Raw genomic sequence first — 17,014 nt, 5'->3', positions numbered from 1 at the left:
TTATTGTAAACACATTACCTTTGGGTATGCCAAATTTTATAGATGTAATCATACCTGTACCTCTTCAAAAACTATTTACATATAGCATTACAGAAGCCGAAACCAACTTTTTAAAACCAGGAATGCGAGTTTCTGTACCTTTTGGTAAAAGCAAAATTTACACAGGTATTGTTTATAGCATACACAACGTAGCTCCAACAGCTTACGAAGCAAAAGAAATTCATCAAATTCTTGACGATTTCCCTATTGTAACATCAACACAATTACAACTTTGGCAATGGATGACAAAATATTATATGTGTACTTTAGGTGATATAATGCGAGCTGCTTTACCAAGTGCTTTTATTTTAGAAAGCGAAACATTAATTACTAAAAATAATAAAAAAGTAATTGATGAAACTGTTTTAATAGATGATGAATTCTTAATTTATGAAGCACTTCATCATCAATCATCATTAAAAATACATGATGTTTCAAATATTTTAAACAAAAAAAATGTACTTCCCATAATTAAGTCTTTAATAGAAAAAGAAGCTATTATTGTTGAAGAAGAGGTTTACGAAAAATACATACCCAAACTGGTTCGTTATGTAAGATTACATTCAAAATATAATTCAGATGAAGCGCTTCAAGGCTTGTTAGAAGATTTAGGAAGAGCTCATAAACAAAAGGAAGTTGTTTTAAGTCTTTTCTCTTTAGCAGCAAAAACTAAGAAGCCAGTTAAAGTTTCAGAATTATCAAATGCAATAAATGCGTCTTCAGGAATTATTAAAACTTTAATAGATAAAGAAATTTTTGAAGAATACCACATACAAACAGATAGGGTTAGTTATTCAGGCGAACAAACGGAGGATAGTAAACAGCTTAATATGCATCAAAATACGGCATATAATGAAATTTTAGAATCATTTAAAACACATAACGTAACACTATTACACGGTGTAACATCGTCTGGTAAAACCGAGATTTATGTTAAGCTAATAGAAGATGCATTAAGTAAAAAACAACAAGTTTTGTATTTGCTTCCAGAAATAGCGTTAACCACGCAATTAGTAAATAGATTACAAAATTATTTTGGAGAACAAGTAGCAGTTTTTCATTCAAAATACTCAACGCACGAACGTGTAGAAGTTTGGAATAATGTATTAAGTAATTCAAAAAAAGCACAAATAATATTAGGGGCACGTTCTTCTATTTTTATGCCTTTTATTAATTTAGGATTAATAATTGTGGATGAAGAACATGAGCAATCTTTCAAACAATTCGATCCTGCCCCAAGATACCAGGCTAGAGATACAAGTATAGTTTTAGCTAATTTACATAAAGCAAAAGTACTTTTAGGATCTGCAACACCGAGTTTAGAAAGCTATTTTAATGCGAAACAAAATAAGTATGGTTTAGTTGAATTAATGCATAGGTACAACAATGTGCTAATGCCAGATATTGAATTAGTAGATTTAAAGGATAAGCATAAAAAAAAGCGAATGAAAGGTCATTTTAGTGACCAATTAATCGAAGAAATGACTGAAGCCTTAAGTGAAGGTTATCAAGTAATATTATTTCAAAATCGCCGTGGTTATTCTCCAATAATTGAATGCAACACTTGCGGTAATTCGCCGCAATGCCCAAATTGCGATGTAAGTTTAACATATCATCAATACAGAAATCAATTACGTTGCCATTATTGTGGTTACAATACGGTTATGATTCAAGATTGTATGGCCTGCGGTAGTCAAGACTTAGATAGTAAAGGTTTAGGTACACAACAAATTGAAAAAGAAGTTGAGACATTATTCCCAAACCATAAAGTCGCCAGAATGGATTTAGATACCACACGGGGCAAATATGGTTATCAAAAAATAATAACAGCTCTTGAGCAACAAGAAATAGATATTTTAGTTGGTACACAAATGCTAACCAAAGGTTTAGATTTTAGAAATATAAAACTAGTTGGTATAATGAATGCAGATAGTATGCTTAATTTTCCAGACTTTAGGGCGCACGAGCGTAGTTACCAACTTATGCAACAAGTAGCAGGTAGGGCGGGGCGAACTAAAGAGAGAGGTAAGGTTTTAATACAAACATATAACCCACATCATAAAATTTTACAACAGGTTTCTACAAATAATTATGTGGAGATGTTTAAAGAACAAATGGATGAACGTTTCAATTTTAAATACCCACCGGTATATAAACAAATAAAAATTACTCTAAAGCATAAAGATTTTAATCGGGTAGAGACGGCTTCTATTTGGTTGGCAAAATCTTTAAGACAAGTTTTTAGAAATAATGTTTTGGGGCCAGAGGCACCTCCGATTGCGCGTATCAGAAATCAATTTCATAAAAACATACTCATAAAAATTCCAAAGGAGCAGTCTTTACAAAAAACAAAAGAAGCTATCATAAAAGTTAACAATAGCTTCTTTAGTATAAAAGATTTTAGGCCGGTTAGAGTAATTATAAATGTCGATAACTTTTAATTCAAAAAGCTAATGATTTGGAGTCAAATTTTTGAACGTATTATTTTAATACTGGGAGTTACAATAGTTATTTTACTCTTTTGTTTTTAAATATTATTTAACGCATCAACAAGTTGGGTTTTCTTGTTTCGGCTTAAAGGAATTTCATAAGCACCTACTTCAACATTTTTACTGTTAAATCTATCAATTTTATCTAAATTAACAATATAGGATTTATGTATTCTTAAAAACTTACCTTCAGGTAATTCAGCTTCAAAAGATTTCATTGTAGATAAAACCACTAAGCTATTTTCTTCAGTAACAAGTTTTACGTAATCACCAAGTGCTTCAATCCACTTAATATCTTTAATGTAAACTTTTCGTTTTTTAAGATTACTTTTTACAAATATGTGTTCACCTTCTTCTTCATTAAAGTCTAATGTCAATCTATGTTGTTCAATAGCCTTGTCTACAGAAGTGTTAAAACGTTCTCTAGTAATGGGTTTATGTAAGTAATCGGTAGCGTCATAATTAAATGCTTTAAAAGCATATTCGGTTTTACCAGTTACAAAAATAATTTGAGGTTTTTTGTTCAATACGTCTAAAAGTTCAAACCCATTTAAAACAGGCATTTCAATGTCCAAGAAAATTAAATCAACTTGATGCGTATTTAAACCATTCTTTGTTTCAAGAGCACTGCTGTACTCTGCAATTAAATTAAGAGACGGATGATTTTCTACTAGTTTTACAATAGAAAGACGTTGTATCGCTGAATCATCTACTACTACACAGTTTAAAGTCATAACATTTTAAATTATTTCGGTTAAGATATCGACAATATTACAATAATTTCCGCTAAAAACCAAAAATCATCGGTGAAATGTGAATTTTAACGTTTCCTTAACAACTGGGGTTTGTTACTTTTTGCAATATAAAAGAGAGAATAGTTGTCTAATATACAAATATTATTTATTTTTGCAGCCAATTTTTAATTTTTAAAATAGAATTTTATGAATCATTATGAAACTGTTTTCATCTTAAATCCCGTTTTATCTGAAGAACAGATAAAGGAAACAGTAAAGAAATACGAAGATTTTCTTGTTTCTAACGGCGCTAAGATGATATCAAAAGAAGATTGGGGACTTAAAAAATTAGCCTACCCAATTCAAAACAAAAAAAGTGGCTTTTACCATTTATTTGAGTACACTGTACCAGGAGAGATTATTAACACTCTTGAGTTAGAGTTTAGACGCGATGAGCGTTTTATGCGTTATTTAACTGTAAAGTTAGATAAGCATGCAGTAGCTTGGGCGGAACGTAGAAGAGAAAAACTAAAAGTAAAAGCGTAAATCATGGCAACATCTATAGAACAACAATCTAAAGGAAAAAAAGATGGTGAAATTAGATATTTAACACCATTAAATATAGAAACTAACAAACAAAAGAAATACTGTCGTTTCAAAAAATCAGGTATTAAATATATCGATTATAAAGATCCAGATTTCTTATTAAAGTTTGTAAATGAGCAAGGTAAAATTTTACCTCGTCGTTTAACAGGAACTTCTTTAAAATACCAAAGAAAAGTATCTGTTGCTGTAAAAAGAGCACGTCATTTAGCTTTAATGCCTTACGTAGCAGATTTATTAAAATAAAATACCGATAACAATGGAACTTATATTAAAACAAGACGTTGATAATTTAGGATTTAAAGACGATGTTGTAACAGTAAAGAACGGTTACGGTAGAAACTTTTTAATTCCTACAGGAAAAGCGATTTTAGCAACTGTATCTGCTAAAAAAGTATTAGCTGAAAACTTAAAGCAAAGAGCTTTTAAAGAAAAGAAAATTGTTGATGATGCAAACGCTATTGCTGATGCATTAAAAGCTTTAGAAGTAAAAATTGCTGCTAAAGTTGGTGCTGGTGATAAACTTTTTGGTTCGGTAAACAACATTGATGTTGCTGAAGCTTTAGAAAAAGAAGGTCAAAGCATCGAGAAAAAATTTATTACAGTTACTACTGTTAAACGTTTGGGAAAATACAATGCTACTGTACGTTTACACAGAGATGTAATAGTTGATTTACCTTTTGAGGTAATTGCTCAAGCATAGTTAATAAAAAGTTAATAAAACTTTTAAATATTGTAAAGCCACTCTTTCGAGTGGCTTTTTTTTGTCTTAAATTTACATCAACAGTAATTATGCGTGCATAATAAAAACTCAAACTAACTTTAAAAATTAACTCATGAAAAAAACATTAATTTTATTTTCTTTTTTATGTTTTAGTGTTTTTACCTTTTCACAGGTAACCACATCAAACATTAAAGGACTTATTTTAGACGACGCCTCGGTGCCACTTCCTGGTGCCAATGTTGTAGCCATACACACGCCAACAGGTACAAAGTATGGTGCGGCAACAAATTTTGACGGCCGCTTTAATTTATTAAACCTACGTGTTGGTGGGCCTTACGCAATTACAGTAAGTTTTGTTGGTTATAAGGAACAAACTTATAACGATATATACTTAACTTTAGGAAAAACGCAAAATTTAGATATTGTTATGGTATCTGATAGTGAACAACTGGATGCTGTTGTTATTCAAGGCGGACAAGGAACTGGTACTTTTGGAAGCGATCGTACTGGAGCCGAAACTAGTGTTGGACGTCGAGAGATAACACGTTTGCCTACTATTTCTCGTTCTGCTTCAGATTTTACAAGATTAGAACCAACGGCAAGTGGTAATTCGTTTGGTGGTAGAAACGATCAGTTTAACAACTTTTCTTTGGATGGAGCCATTTTTAATAACCCATTTGGTTTAGATTCTCCAACTCCTGGAGGACAAACTGGAGCACAACCTATTTCATTAGACGCTATCGATCAAATTTCTGTATCTACTGCGCCTTACGACGTTACACAATCTGGTTTTACAGGAGCTTCTGTTAATGCAGTTACAAAGAGTGGAACCAATGAGTTTCACGGAACTGTTTATGGTTTCTATAGAAATGAAAGCATGACAGGTAAAAAAATTAAGGGTGATGAAGTTATTCGCCCAGATTTAAACCAAACACAATATGGTGTAAGTATAGGTGGGCCAATTATTAAAAATAAATTGTTCTTTTTTGCCAATTTTGAAAGTGATGAACGTGACGATTTAGGAACGAATGGCTGGGTGCCAAATACAGGATCTGGCGCTATTAACGAATCTCGTGTTACAGAATCCGATTTAATTCTAGTACAAGATGCTTTAGGTTCAATAGGTTACAATACAGGTGCTTACCAAGGGTTTACTTATGCATCAGAATCAACAAAAGGTATTTTTAAAATAGATTGGAATATTAACGATGATCATAGGTTAGCGGTAATTTATAACTTTTTAAATGCATCAAAAGGAAATCCTGCACATCCAACAGCTTTAGGTTTTAGAGGTCCAAATGCATCAACTTTACAGTTTGAAAACTCTGGTTACGAAATTAATAACAACATCCAGTCGCTTCAAGTAGAATTAAATTCAACCTTATCAGAATCATCTTCAAATAAATTACAAATAGGTTATACACATTTCGACGATTTTAGAACGCCATTTTCTACGCCAGCTCCGGCAATTTCTATTCAACAAGATGGTTCAAACTACATAATCGCTGGGCATGAGCCTTTCTCGATTAATAATAAATTAGATCAAAAAGTATTTCAATTTACCGATAATTTAAATTTTTATAAAGGCGATCATACATTCACAGTTGGTGTTTCTTTCGAGAAATTTGAATTTGATAACTCTTTTAACCTAGGCGCTTATGGTTATGGTGATTCTAGAGGTTATGTTGGTGCTTTTGGTGCATTTGCTTCTGTAGCAGATTTTTTAACGGCTGTTGATAATGGTTTAATTGCTGATGCTATTACGGCTGCCGAAGCCACTTTTGAGTCTAACAACGGTAACGATTCTTGGGCTTTAGCCGAAACAAACGTGGGACAATTATCTTTTTATATGCAAGATGAGTGGAATGTTTCAGATAATTTTAAATTAACTTATGGCGTTCGTTTCGATAAACCATTATTTTTCGATTCGGCCGACAAAGCACAAGATGTTATTGATGGCACAACAGATTACGCTCCAGGAACACCATATTTAAACCCAAATACAGGAAATATTCAATTTATCGATAATACCGAAATGCCAAGCAACAAATGGTTAGTGTCACCAAGAGTTGGTTTTAACTACGATGTTAATGGCGATTCAACATTTCAGCTCCGTGGTGGTTCTGGGTTATTTACAGGTCGTTTCCCATTTGTATGGTTAGGTAATCAAATTGGTAACCCTAATTGGTGGTTCCACCAAGCGGTAGATCCAGATTATAAATTCCCACAAGTTTGGAGAACAAATTTAGGTATAGATAAAAAGCTAGAAAATGGCATTGTTTTAACTGCCGATGTATCTTATACAAAAGATATAAACGCAGCTCATGTTCAAAACTGGGGGTTAGTAGAGCCAACAGGAACTTTACAAGGTGTAGATAACAGAGCGACTTATACGGCTGCAGATTATGTTCAAGTAGATGTGCCTTTTCCTGCAAATGCAAATGCTTTTGTAATGACTAATTCCGATAAAGGTAGAATTTGGAACGCTTCGTTAAAAGCTCAGAAAAATTTTAACAACGGACTTTATGCCATGTTAGCATATAACTACTTAAATTCTAAAGATGTAAATTCTATTGAAGCAGAAATTACAGGTGATGCTTTTGCTTTTAATCCAGCTTTAGGAAACGTAAATAATGATGTTTTAGCACATTCTAAATATGGAGATACACACCGTTTTATTGGTGTTGCAAGTAAAAAATGGAACTATGGAAACGATAAATGGTCTACAACTATTTCTACATTCTTTGAGTATGCTCAAGGCGGACGTTTCAACTATACCTATGGAGGTGATATTAATGGAGACGGTTCTACATTAAACGATTTAATTTATATTCCAACTGCAACCGAAGTTACACAAATGAATTTTGCCGATGCTACAGATGCTGCTGCTTTCGAAAGTTACATTCAGCAAGACGATTATTTAAGCGATCGTCGTGGTGAATATGCAGAGCGTTATGGGGCTTTGGCTCCTTGGAGAGGAAAATGGGACTTAAAATTTCTTCAAGATTATAAAATTAAAGTATCAGAAAACAAAACAAATACTATTCAGTTTAGCTTAGATATTTTAAATATTGGTAATTTGTTAAATTCAAATTGGGGATTAATTCAACAACCAAACAATGTGCAAATTCTAGGTGTTACTGTTGATGATACCAACACGCCAACTTACACTTTTGATGGCGATACAAGTACAACTACTTTTGGTTACGATTCTAGTTTAGCTTCTAGATGGCAAGCTCAAGTAGGTTTACGTTATATTTTCTAAAATAATAGCTTATATATTCTTAAATTTGCGCTCCTAATTAAGGGGCGCATTTTTTTTGAAAAATTTAGTCGATTTTTTATTGATTTGTTAGCATAAAAAAATAACGGACTAAAAATTTAAATGAGCTAAGAATGCAATTAAATAAAAACTTATGAAATATAGAAGGCTTACAAAAGAACAACTTGAAGAGTTACACCAAGAGTTTATTAATTTTTTAGCTACACAATCTATTACGGCAGATGAATGGGAAAATTTAAAAGTTAATAAGCCAGAATTAGCCGAAACCGAGTTAGATGTGTTTAGCGATTTAATTTGGGAAGGTGTTTTAAATAAAGCCGAATATTTAGAGCATTTTGCGCCACAACACATGTATTTGTTTCATTTAAATGATGATAAAATGCATGCTATTGTTGTAAACGTAAAAAATGAAGAAGTTGATATTACAACGCAAGAAGGCTACGATTGGTTACGTGAAAATTTAATGGACGAAAGTGTTGAGTTTTTACAAGCCGATAAAGATTACACCGAAGATAAAAATGCCGATAAATTTAGCATGATAGAACAAGGAGCCATCATTACAAAAGGCGAATTGTATAATTATTTTAATAAGCTTATAAATTAGTACCAACAAAGGTAATTATTTATTTTTGTCAGGTTTAGCGCAGTTATTGTGCAGATAAATTAAAAATATAAAATGGCTCAAAAACCAAGTATACCAAAAGGAACAAGAGATTTTAATCCAGAGCAAGTTGCAAAACGAAACTACATATTTAGTACCATTAAAGGTGCTTTTGAAACTTTTGGTTTTCAACCTATAGAAACTCCAAGCTTTGAAAACTCCGAAACCTTAATGGGAAAATATGGAGATGAAGGGGATAGACTGATATTTAAAATCTTAAATTCTGGAGACTATTTAAATAAAGCCAACACCGAAGCTTATGAAGCCAAAGATTCTACTAAATTAACTTCAAGTATATCTGAAAAAGCGCTTCGTTACGATTTAACTGTGCCATTTGCACGATATGTTGTTCAGCATCAAAACGATATTGAATTTCCGTTTAAGCGATACCAAATTCAACCAGTTTGGCGTGCCGACAGACCTCAAAAAGGCCGTTTTAGAGAGTTTTATCAATGTGATGCCGATGTTGTAGGTAGTACAAGCTTGTGGCAAGAGGTAGAGTTTATACAATTATACGATACCGTGTTTACAGCCTTAAAACTTAATGGTGTTACTATAAAAATTAATAACCGAAAAATTCTTTCTGGTATTGCTGAAGTTATTGGAGCTAGCGATAAGTTAATCGATTTTACAGTGGCGTTAGATAAACTCGATAAAATAGGAGAGGAGAAGGTTAAGGAAGAAATGTTAAGTAAAGGAATTTCTGCCAGTGGTATTGAAAAACTACAACCTTTATTTAGTTTATCTGGAGATTTTGAGTCTCAAATTGAAAGCTTAAAAGGTATTTTAGAAGCATCGGAAGATGGAAAAAAAGGTATTGAAGAATTAAGTTTTATTGATGCAGCCATTAAGGAATTAGGTTTAACTACAGCCAAATTACAGTTAGATGTTACTTTAGCTCGAGGGCTTAATTACTACACAGGCGCCATTTTTGAGGTATCAGCTCCAGAAGGTGTAAAAATGGGATCTATTGGTGGCGGTGGTCGTTACGACGATTTAACTAACATTTTTGGTAAGCCAGACACTAGTGGTGTAGGGATAAGCTTTGGTTTAGATAGAATTTATTTGGTTTTAGAAGAGCTGAATTTATTCCCAGAAACTGTAAATAAAAACGTTGAAGTATTATTTATAAACTTTGGAGATAAAGAAGCTTTATTTAGTTTAAAAGCCATTAAAAAATTACGAGAAGCAGGCATAAATGCAGAATTATATCCTGATGCTGCGAAAATGAAAAAACAAATGGCGCATGCTAATAAACGTAACATTCCGTTTGTTGTTATTGTTGGAGACCAAGAAATAGCATCTGAAACCTATGCTTTAAAAAATATGAGTTCTGGCGAACAATTTAAAATACCGCTTAACGAATTAATACAACAAATAAAGTAAATAGAAAAGCCTTGAGAAATCAAGGCTTTTTTTATATCAAAAAAAACGTCTAAAATAATTTAGACGTTTTTAAGTGTATTAAAGTTTGAGTTCTAATTTCTAATTATAACAAACTCAGTTCTTCTATTTTTTTGGTGCTCATCTTCAGAACATTTTGTAGAATCGTCACAATTATTGGTTAGGTTATCTTCTCCATAGCCTTTATATCCAAGTATTCTAGAAGGACTTACACCATGATCAACTAAATATTTAAAAGTTGAAACGGCACGGTCTTCAGATAATTTTAAATTGTACTTATTCGATCCTCTAGAATCTGTATAAGATGCAATTTTTATTACCATTTCAGGATATTTATTCATCATATAATTCACAATTCTATCTAATTCATTCGATCCATCTTCTCTAATATTCGATTTGTTATAATCGAAATAAATAGGGAAGAATTCGGCATCTTGAATAGTTTCAATAACCTTAGGGTTTAACTCAATATTTTCTGTGATTTTAGATACGGTTTTATCTAAATTTCTAGTTGAGATTAGTGAAGTTAAATCGATGTAACCTTCTTTAAATAATTTTAAACCGTAATTATTATCCCTGTCTACTTTAATTTCATAATAACCGTTTTCATCAGAAATAGCAGTAGCCAATTCTTCTCCAGTAGGAGTAACCAGTACAATTTTACTATCTTTTATTGGTTCTTTGGTGTCAGTGTCAACAATAGTTCCTGCAATAATAAGTTCAGGAAGCTTGTTAAAGGCATAAATATCATCACTACCAACACCACCATTTCTATTAGATGCAAAATATCCTGTTAAGTTATCAGAATTAATAAAGTATGAAAAATCATCTTTACTTGAGTTAATAGGCAATCCTAAATTAACAACATCAATAGCATTGTTATTAGAATCGGTTTTGGTTTCAAAAATATCTAGTAAACCTAAACCTAAATGACCATCTGATGAGAAGTAAAGTATATCTTCAGAATTTAAAAAAGGAAAACTCTCGTTTTGTTGTGTGTTTATAATGTTTCCAGCATTAACAGGTTCACTTATGGCTTCATCTTCACCTAAAACAACATAATAGATGTCGGAGCCACCAAATCCTCCAGGTCTATCTGAAGTAAAATATAATTTAGTGTTATCGGCATTTAAAGCCGGGTGACCATTAGAAAAATACGAGCTATTAAATGGCAATTCTTCAACGTTCGTCCATTCATTATCTACCAAAGAGGCTTTGTAAATTTTTAGGTTTGTACTACCTAATTCATCTTTTCCACGTTTGTTTTTTATAAAGTCATTTCTGGAAAAATACATGGTTTTTCCATCGTTAGTTATAGTTAAAGGACCGTCATGAAAAACGGAATTCACTTTGCCTTTTAGTTTGTTTTTATGATTTACAGTACTATCTGTAATACTTTCTGTAACATACACATCTAAAAAAGGTTCGTTATTCCAACCATACGTTTTCTTGGTAAGTACACCTTTATCTCGAGAAGATGCAAAGTAAATATTACCATTATATTCGTATGCACCAAAGTCACTAAATTCGGAATTTACTTTAACGTCATTTAAAAAATAAACTTGTTTTGCCGATAATATATTCTCTAAAAAGTTTGCATCGTTTAAAGGCAGTTCGGTTTTTAAACTGTCACTAATTTCATTATATTTTTTAAGCCAAATTTGGGCTTCATCATAGTTTTCAACACCACGTAAAGCTTTTGCATATTTAAAATAATAAATAGGTTCTATATTTTTCTGCGAAATAGCATTTTTATAATAAACTACGGCACTATCAGGATTTCTTAAAAAAGAATAGGTGTCTCCTAATTGTTTTGAGGTGTAAGTAGTATCTATATTTTTTTCTATTAAGTCATGATAAACATCTGCAGCTTTTGCATATGAAAAGTTTTTAAATAATTTATCCGCTTTTTTTTGTTGACCAGTTTGAGCAAATGTTACTAAACTAAGTAACAATGCCAAATGGCAAAAAAAATGATATTTTTTATTCATGGGGTCTTATTTATTAAAAAGTTCTTGAGATGTTATTCCATTCTTACAACGACAAACTCTGTGCGTCGGTTTAATTGATGTTTAGCTTTACTGCATGATACACCATCTGCACATTCATTAATAAGCCTGCGCTCTCCATAGCCTTTATATTCTAAAATATTCGAGGGGTTAACTCCTTTTGAAATCAGGTAGTTATAGGTTGATTTAGCTCTGTTTTTCGATAATATATCGTTAAATAAAGTTGTTCCTCGTGAGTCTGTATGAGATTCAATTTTAATTACCATATCAGGATAATCCTCCGTCATTAATTTTACAATCTTATCCAGTTCAATAGCGTACTCTTTAAGAATATTGTATTTTTCGAAATCAAAATATATAGGCTTTAATTGGGCGTCTTTAACAGATGAAGAATCTGGATTAATTGTTTCGTCTGTTTTGTAACCTAAGTTATTTGGATTTAGATTGGCCAATTTAGCAACATTGGGTACTGGATTTAAAAGTAAATTTGCTGTTATGGATGTAAGTTCGGTTTGAATTTTTTTGGAGGAGAAAGTTCTATAATCATCAATATATTTATCTTGACTAGCAACAATCTTAAAATCTTCGTTTCTATCTATGTTTATTTGGTAATATCCGTTTTTATCAGTTTCCATAAAAGCTATTTCATTACCTTTATCATCAAATAACTTAATTGTTGCTGCGGTTACAGGATTTCCATTAATGGCATCGGTTACAACGCCTTCAACGTTTAATATAGGAACTCTGTGATATGCGTAAATATCATCGCTGCCACGACCACCACGTCTATTTGAGGCGAAATATCCTGTAATACCGTCGGGGTTCATGCTAAAAGAAAAATCATCGGCATTAGAGTTTACTGGAACACCAACGTTAATAACACCAACAATTTCATCATTATTGTCTTCATCTTTTAAAGTTGCAAAAATATCTAACAGACCCAATCCGGTGTGACCATCTGAAGAAAAAAACATTACATTTTCATTATTAATAAAGGGAAAACCTTCCGCACTTTCGGTATTTATGACATCCCCCATATTTTTAAGATTTCTTAAAGAACCATCTGGAAAAATATCTACCACCCAAATATCCGATCCACCTTTAGTTCCGGGTCTATCTGATGCAAAATAAAGTTTAGAATCATCTACGTTTAAAGCGGGATGTTGTGTTGAGAAATTATCACCATTAATAGACAAGTCTTCAACATTAGTCCATTCACCATCAACCAAAGTTGCCCGATATATTTTCATATTGGTGAGTCCTAAATTATCCTTAATTTCTACATTTTTGTTAAAGTTATTTCGCGAGAAATACATGGTTTTACCATCTTTTGTTAAGGTAATAGGACCGTCATGATATATCGTATTAACATCCCCTTTAATTTTAGCAGAGAAATCAACATTTTTTTTTGATTTTACATCTACTTCATAGATGTCTAAAAAGGGTTGCTCGTTCCAGCCATAAATTCGTTTTACGGCACTTCCTTCATCTCTGGCAGAAGTAAAATAAACCTTTCCATTTTGTTCGAAAGCTCCAAAATCACTAAATTTAGAATTAAATCTAAACCGGTCTAAAAAATATTGTTGTTCAGCACCAAAAACACTTGTAATAAAATTGATATCTTTAGAGAAATCGTTAGAATTAACTACTCCTCCCGAATCTTTATATCGTTTTAGCCATTCTTGAGATTCTTCATATTTTTTAATACCTCTTAAAGATTGAGCGTATTTATAATAATATTCAATAGGGGCATTATCTTGCTTAACAACACTTTTGTAATAACGAGCGGCGTTTCTAGGATCTCTTAAATATGCATAACAATCTGCAAGTTTACGTGTTGCGTAATCTCTATTGTAATTCTTTTGAATAAGTTCTCGGTATACTTTTGCTGCTTTAACAAACGAAAATTTATTAAATAAAGTATCAGCACGTTTTTGCTTTCCTTGTTGTGCAAATACAGATGTACACAACATAATACTTATAATAACTAATATGTGATTTTTATGTTTCATAGAATCTAAATATTAGAAATATCTTGGTGATTTTAATTTAGAATTTAAGAATTTAAACTCATAAATAAGTAGAATTTCATGTGTTCCCGTGGTATAATCTGCAATTTCTGAAATAGGCTTTTCGTAGGCGTAACCGACACGTAGTTGTCTTGAAACTTGAAAATCTACTATACCCCCAATAGCAGCTGTTTCATTATTAATTCTATAAGACCCTCCTAGCCAAAACTTATCAAAGAATAGAAAATTAGCTGTTAAGTCGTACGATAATGGTGCGCCGTTTGTAGCTTTAATTAAACCAGCAGGTTTAAATTTCACCGTACGACTTAAATCGATAACACCGCCTAATGTAAAGTAATAGCTTATGCGTTCTAAGGCTTCAACATCATTATTTCTGTTGCTAAAATCGTGAGTTAATATTCTAGGGGCAGATAGTCCAGCGTATATTCTATTTGTACTCCAATATATACCAGCTCCAACATTTGGTGTCCATCTATCTTCTGTTCCATAAATTAAAGGGTCAGATAGGTTAGATTCCTCTAATCTAAAATCTGTATCGAAACTAAACTGAGTAAACCCGCCTTTAATACCAAAAGATAATTTACCTTCTTGTCCTGTCGGGATTGAATAAGAGAAATCTGCATATAAGTATGAAAAATTTTGCGGTCCTAAATCGTCTTCAATAAAAGATAAACCTAAACCAATTCTATCGTTTCTTAGTGGGGTATGAATAGATAGTGTTTGTGTTATTGGTCCGCCTTTAAACCCAACCCACTGGCTACGATGTAATCCTACAATGCTAAGTGCTTCTCTACTACCGGCATAAGCAGGGTTAATTGAAATGGTATTGTACATATATTGCGTAAATTGCGGTAATTGTTGTGCAACACCTATAGTACAGCTAAACAAAGCAATTGTGATTATGTTTAATTTTAAAAGTTTCATAGGTTAAGGTTTTTTATTTAGTTCCTAAATAAATAGGGCCGGTTAAAGGGTTTAATCCGCTATCTCTTAATTTAATTATGTAGTAATACGTTCCGTTAGGTAATTTACCTGCGTTACCAATTGATGATTTTGGAGAGCTACCATCCCAATCACCTTTAGCTCCTGAAGTTTTTATACTTCCTAAAGTGTAATTACTAGATTCGTATACTAATGCTCCCCAACGGTTAAATATTTTAACTTCTGCAACGAATCCACATAAATCAATCCCTTCAATATCGAAAGTGTCATTTATTCCATCTCCATTTGGGGTTATAGCTTTAGATATGTTGATATCGTTTTCTCCACAAGGTAAAACCACACAGTCTGCATGAACATTCATTACAACTTCAATGATACTTAAACAACCTTGATCTGTTGTGGTATATCTAAGTCTATAATCAATCCCGCCGCTTTCAGGCAAGAAATCTTCACTTAACTCAAGTGTTGTAGCGTCGAATATACTACCTGTTATTGTGGCGTCTAAATCACCTTCTATAATTTCCCAAGTACCATTTGTGTTAATTGAATTAGATAACACGTCATTTAAATCTATAGCACCATTATTGTAACAGATGTCTTCAGCAACTATTTCAGAGTAAATTTCATCTAAGGTTACATTTAAGGTTTGTGTGTAGATGGCTTGGTTAGCACATTCGTCCATTACTGTCCATGTTCTTGTAATTTGATAGTCTTCGAATACGTTCTCTACAAAAGAGCTTACTTCTTCAAAAGATATGGTCACATTTTCCGAACAATTATCTTCGAAGGCAAGTGCTGGCGTATCTGGAATATCGGTACAGCTAACATCTAAGACTTCATCATAAGTTGTTGTAGGAACAGGAGCTGTTGTATCTTGTACAGTTATGGTTTGAGTATGAGTTGTTGTTAATCCACATTCATCAGTTGCTGTCCAAACACGGCTAATTGTGTAGTTAGAAATACAATTACCGTCTGTTCTAGTATCGACTACAGTTACAGTAGCGTCTCCACAATTATCTGAAGCTGTGATTGTTTCTGCATCTGGCACAGCATCACACTCTACAGTTATATCTCTAGGCATCGTTTCATTAAAGGTTGGAGCCGTTGTATCTTGAACTATTATATTTTGAGTATATGATGTAGTTAAGCCACATTCATCTGTAGCAGTCCAAGTTCTTGCGATAGTATAGCTGTTTAAGCAATCTCCATCTGTTCTTACATCACTAACAGATACCGTCGCCGAACCACAAATATCTGTTGCGGTTAAAGTTTCTGCTGCAGGAACAGCATCACATTCTACTACGATATTAGCAAGGGGAAATGCTTCTACAAATTCTGGAGCAGTAGTATCTTGCACAGTTATAGTTTGAATATGTGTGTTTGTTAATCCACAATCGTCTGTAGCTGTATAAGTTCTTGTAATAGTATAGTTTTGATCACAGTTCCCTTGTGTAATTTCATCGTTTACAGTTACTATTACATTACCACAATTATCGGTTGCAGTTAAAGTAACAGCTTCAGGAACGGCATCGCATTCAACAACTAAATCTCCTGGTAAACTAATTTGATCAAACACAGGAGGTGTTGAATCTGATGTTGAAATAGTTTGATCGGCTGTAGTTTCATTACCACAAGCATCAGTAGCAGTCCATGTTCTTGTAATAGTATAAGTACCTTCGCAAGCACCATTCGTTATAACATCATTGTAAGTTACAACAGGGTTAGGGTCGCAATTATCTGTTGCAGTTGCAGTTCCGAATGCGATTGGTGTTAAATCATCACTACATTCTGCTGAAACATTATCAGGTAAATCTAATTCTGGTCCAGTAGTATCTTTTACAGTAATTATTTGAGAAGCAGAACTTGTATTGTTACAACTATCTGTAAATGTCCATGTTCTAGTTATAGTAATGTTACAAGAATCTGAATTATCAATGGTGTCAACACCTATTGAGTTGTAATCACCAGAACAAGCATCGCTAGCCGTTAAATATTCTGGGTTAGGAACTTCATCTATACATTCGTAAGTAACATCCTCTGGAATTGCTGGTAATGTAGGTGCAGTAGTATCTTCAACAGTAAAAGTAGCCGTAGTT

The 17,014-nt window shown here is 32.7% G+C and carries 12 protein-coding genes; 7 read left to right on the top strand and 5 right to left on the bottom strand.

The window, feature by feature from the left end; translation table 11 throughout:
• The first annotated feature begins 26 nt into the window (after window positions 1-26).
• The gene (gene priA, locus PW52_RS07225) at window positions 27-2,480 is read left to right on the top strand and encodes a replication restart helicase PriA (protein WP_044632280.1); all 2,454 of its coding nucleotides are present in this window, start codon (window positions 27-29) and stop codon (window positions 2,478-2,480) included.
• 86 nt (window positions 2,481-2,566) lie between these two features.
• Here priA and PW52_RS07220 read toward each other — a convergent pair whose 3' ends face one another.
• On the bottom strand, window positions 2,567-3,262 hold the full coding sequence (locus tag PW52_RS07220) for a LytR/AlgR family response regulator transcription factor (RefSeq protein ID WP_044626026.1): 696 nt from the start codon (window positions 3,260-3,262) through the stop codon (window positions 2,567-2,569).
• A gap of 207 nt (window positions 3,263-3,469) precedes the next feature.
• Here PW52_RS07220 and rpsF point away from each other — a divergent pair, with 207 nt between their 5' ends.
• The 6 genes from rpsF (at window position 3,470) to hisS (ending at window position 9,919) form a co-directional block, all read left to right on the top strand.
• The gene (gene rpsF / locus PW52_RS07215) at window positions 3,470-3,808 is read left to right on the top strand and encodes a 30S ribosomal protein S6 (protein ID WP_044632279.1); all 339 of its coding nucleotides are present in this window, start codon (window positions 3,470-3,472) and stop codon (window positions 3,806-3,808) included.
• A 3-nt stretch (window positions 3,809-3,811) separates the two neighbouring features.
• Window positions 3,812-4,111, top strand: coding sequence for a 30S ribosomal protein S18 (gene rpsR, locus PW52_RS07210; protein WP_042245715.1), 300 nt, complete (start codon window positions 3,812-3,814; stop codon window positions 4,109-4,111).
• Window positions 4,112-4,124: 13 nt separating this feature from the next.
• Entirely contained in the window at window positions 4,125-4,568 is a 444-nt protein-coding gene (rplI, locus tag PW52_RS07205) for a 50S ribosomal protein L9 (protein WP_044632278.1), read from the top strand.
• Between the two features lie 133 nt (window positions 4,569-4,701).
• Window positions 4,702-7,854 carry a TonB-dependent receptor gene (locus tag PW52_RS07200; RefSeq protein ID WP_044632277.1) on the top strand — a complete coding sequence of 1,051 codons (3,153 nt, stop codon included), beginning with the start codon at window positions 4,702-4,704 and terminating at the stop codon, window positions 7,852-7,854.
• Between the two features lie 151 nt (window positions 7,855-8,005).
• Window positions 8,006-8,476 (top strand): DUF6495 family protein, encoded by a 471-nt coding sequence (locus PW52_RS07195; RefSeq protein ID WP_044632276.1) that lies wholly within the window; start codon window positions 8,006-8,008, stop codon window positions 8,474-8,476.
• A 72-nt stretch (window positions 8,477-8,548) separates the two neighbouring features.
• The gene (gene hisS / locus PW52_RS07190) at window positions 8,549-9,919 is read left to right on the top strand and encodes a histidine--tRNA ligase (protein WP_044632275.1); all 1,371 of its coding nucleotides are present in this window, start codon (window positions 8,549-8,551) and stop codon (window positions 9,917-9,919) included.
• A gap of 92 nt (window positions 9,920-10,011) precedes the next feature.
• Here hisS and PW52_RS07185 read toward each other — a convergent pair whose 3' ends face one another.
• The 4 genes from PW52_RS07185 to PW52_RS07170 all read right to left on the bottom strand — a co-directional run.
• Window positions 10,012-11,928 carry an OmpA family protein gene (locus tag PW52_RS07185; protein ID WP_044632274.1) on the bottom strand — a complete coding sequence of 639 codons (1,917 nt, stop codon included), beginning with the start codon at window positions 11,926-11,928 and terminating at the stop codon, window positions 10,012-10,014.
• 32 nt (window positions 11,929-11,960) lie between these two features.
• Window positions 11,961-13,958, bottom strand: coding sequence for an OmpA family protein (locus PW52_RS07180; protein ID WP_240475159.1), 1,998 nt, complete (start codon window positions 13,956-13,958; stop codon window positions 11,961-11,963).
• A 12-nt stretch (window positions 13,959-13,970) separates the two neighbouring features.
• Entirely contained in the window at window positions 13,971-14,900 is a 930-nt protein-coding gene (locus tag PW52_RS07175) for a PorP/SprF family type IX secretion system membrane protein (RefSeq protein WP_044632273.1), read from the bottom strand.
• Window positions 14,901-14,913: 13 nt separating this feature from the next.
• The coding region (locus tag PW52_RS07170) for a gliding motility-associated C-terminal domain-containing protein (protein ID WP_044632272.1) at window positions 14,914-17,014 on the bottom strand (2,101 nt) is incomplete at its 5' end.

Origin of the sequence: Neotamlana sedimentorum, assembly GCF_000943565.1 — a bacterium.
Taxonomy (GTDB): domain Bacteria; phylum Bacteroidota; class Bacteroidia; order Flavobacteriales; family Flavobacteriaceae; genus Neotamlana; species Neotamlana sedimentorum.
This window is presented reverse-complemented; position numbering and strand designations above follow the sequence as displayed.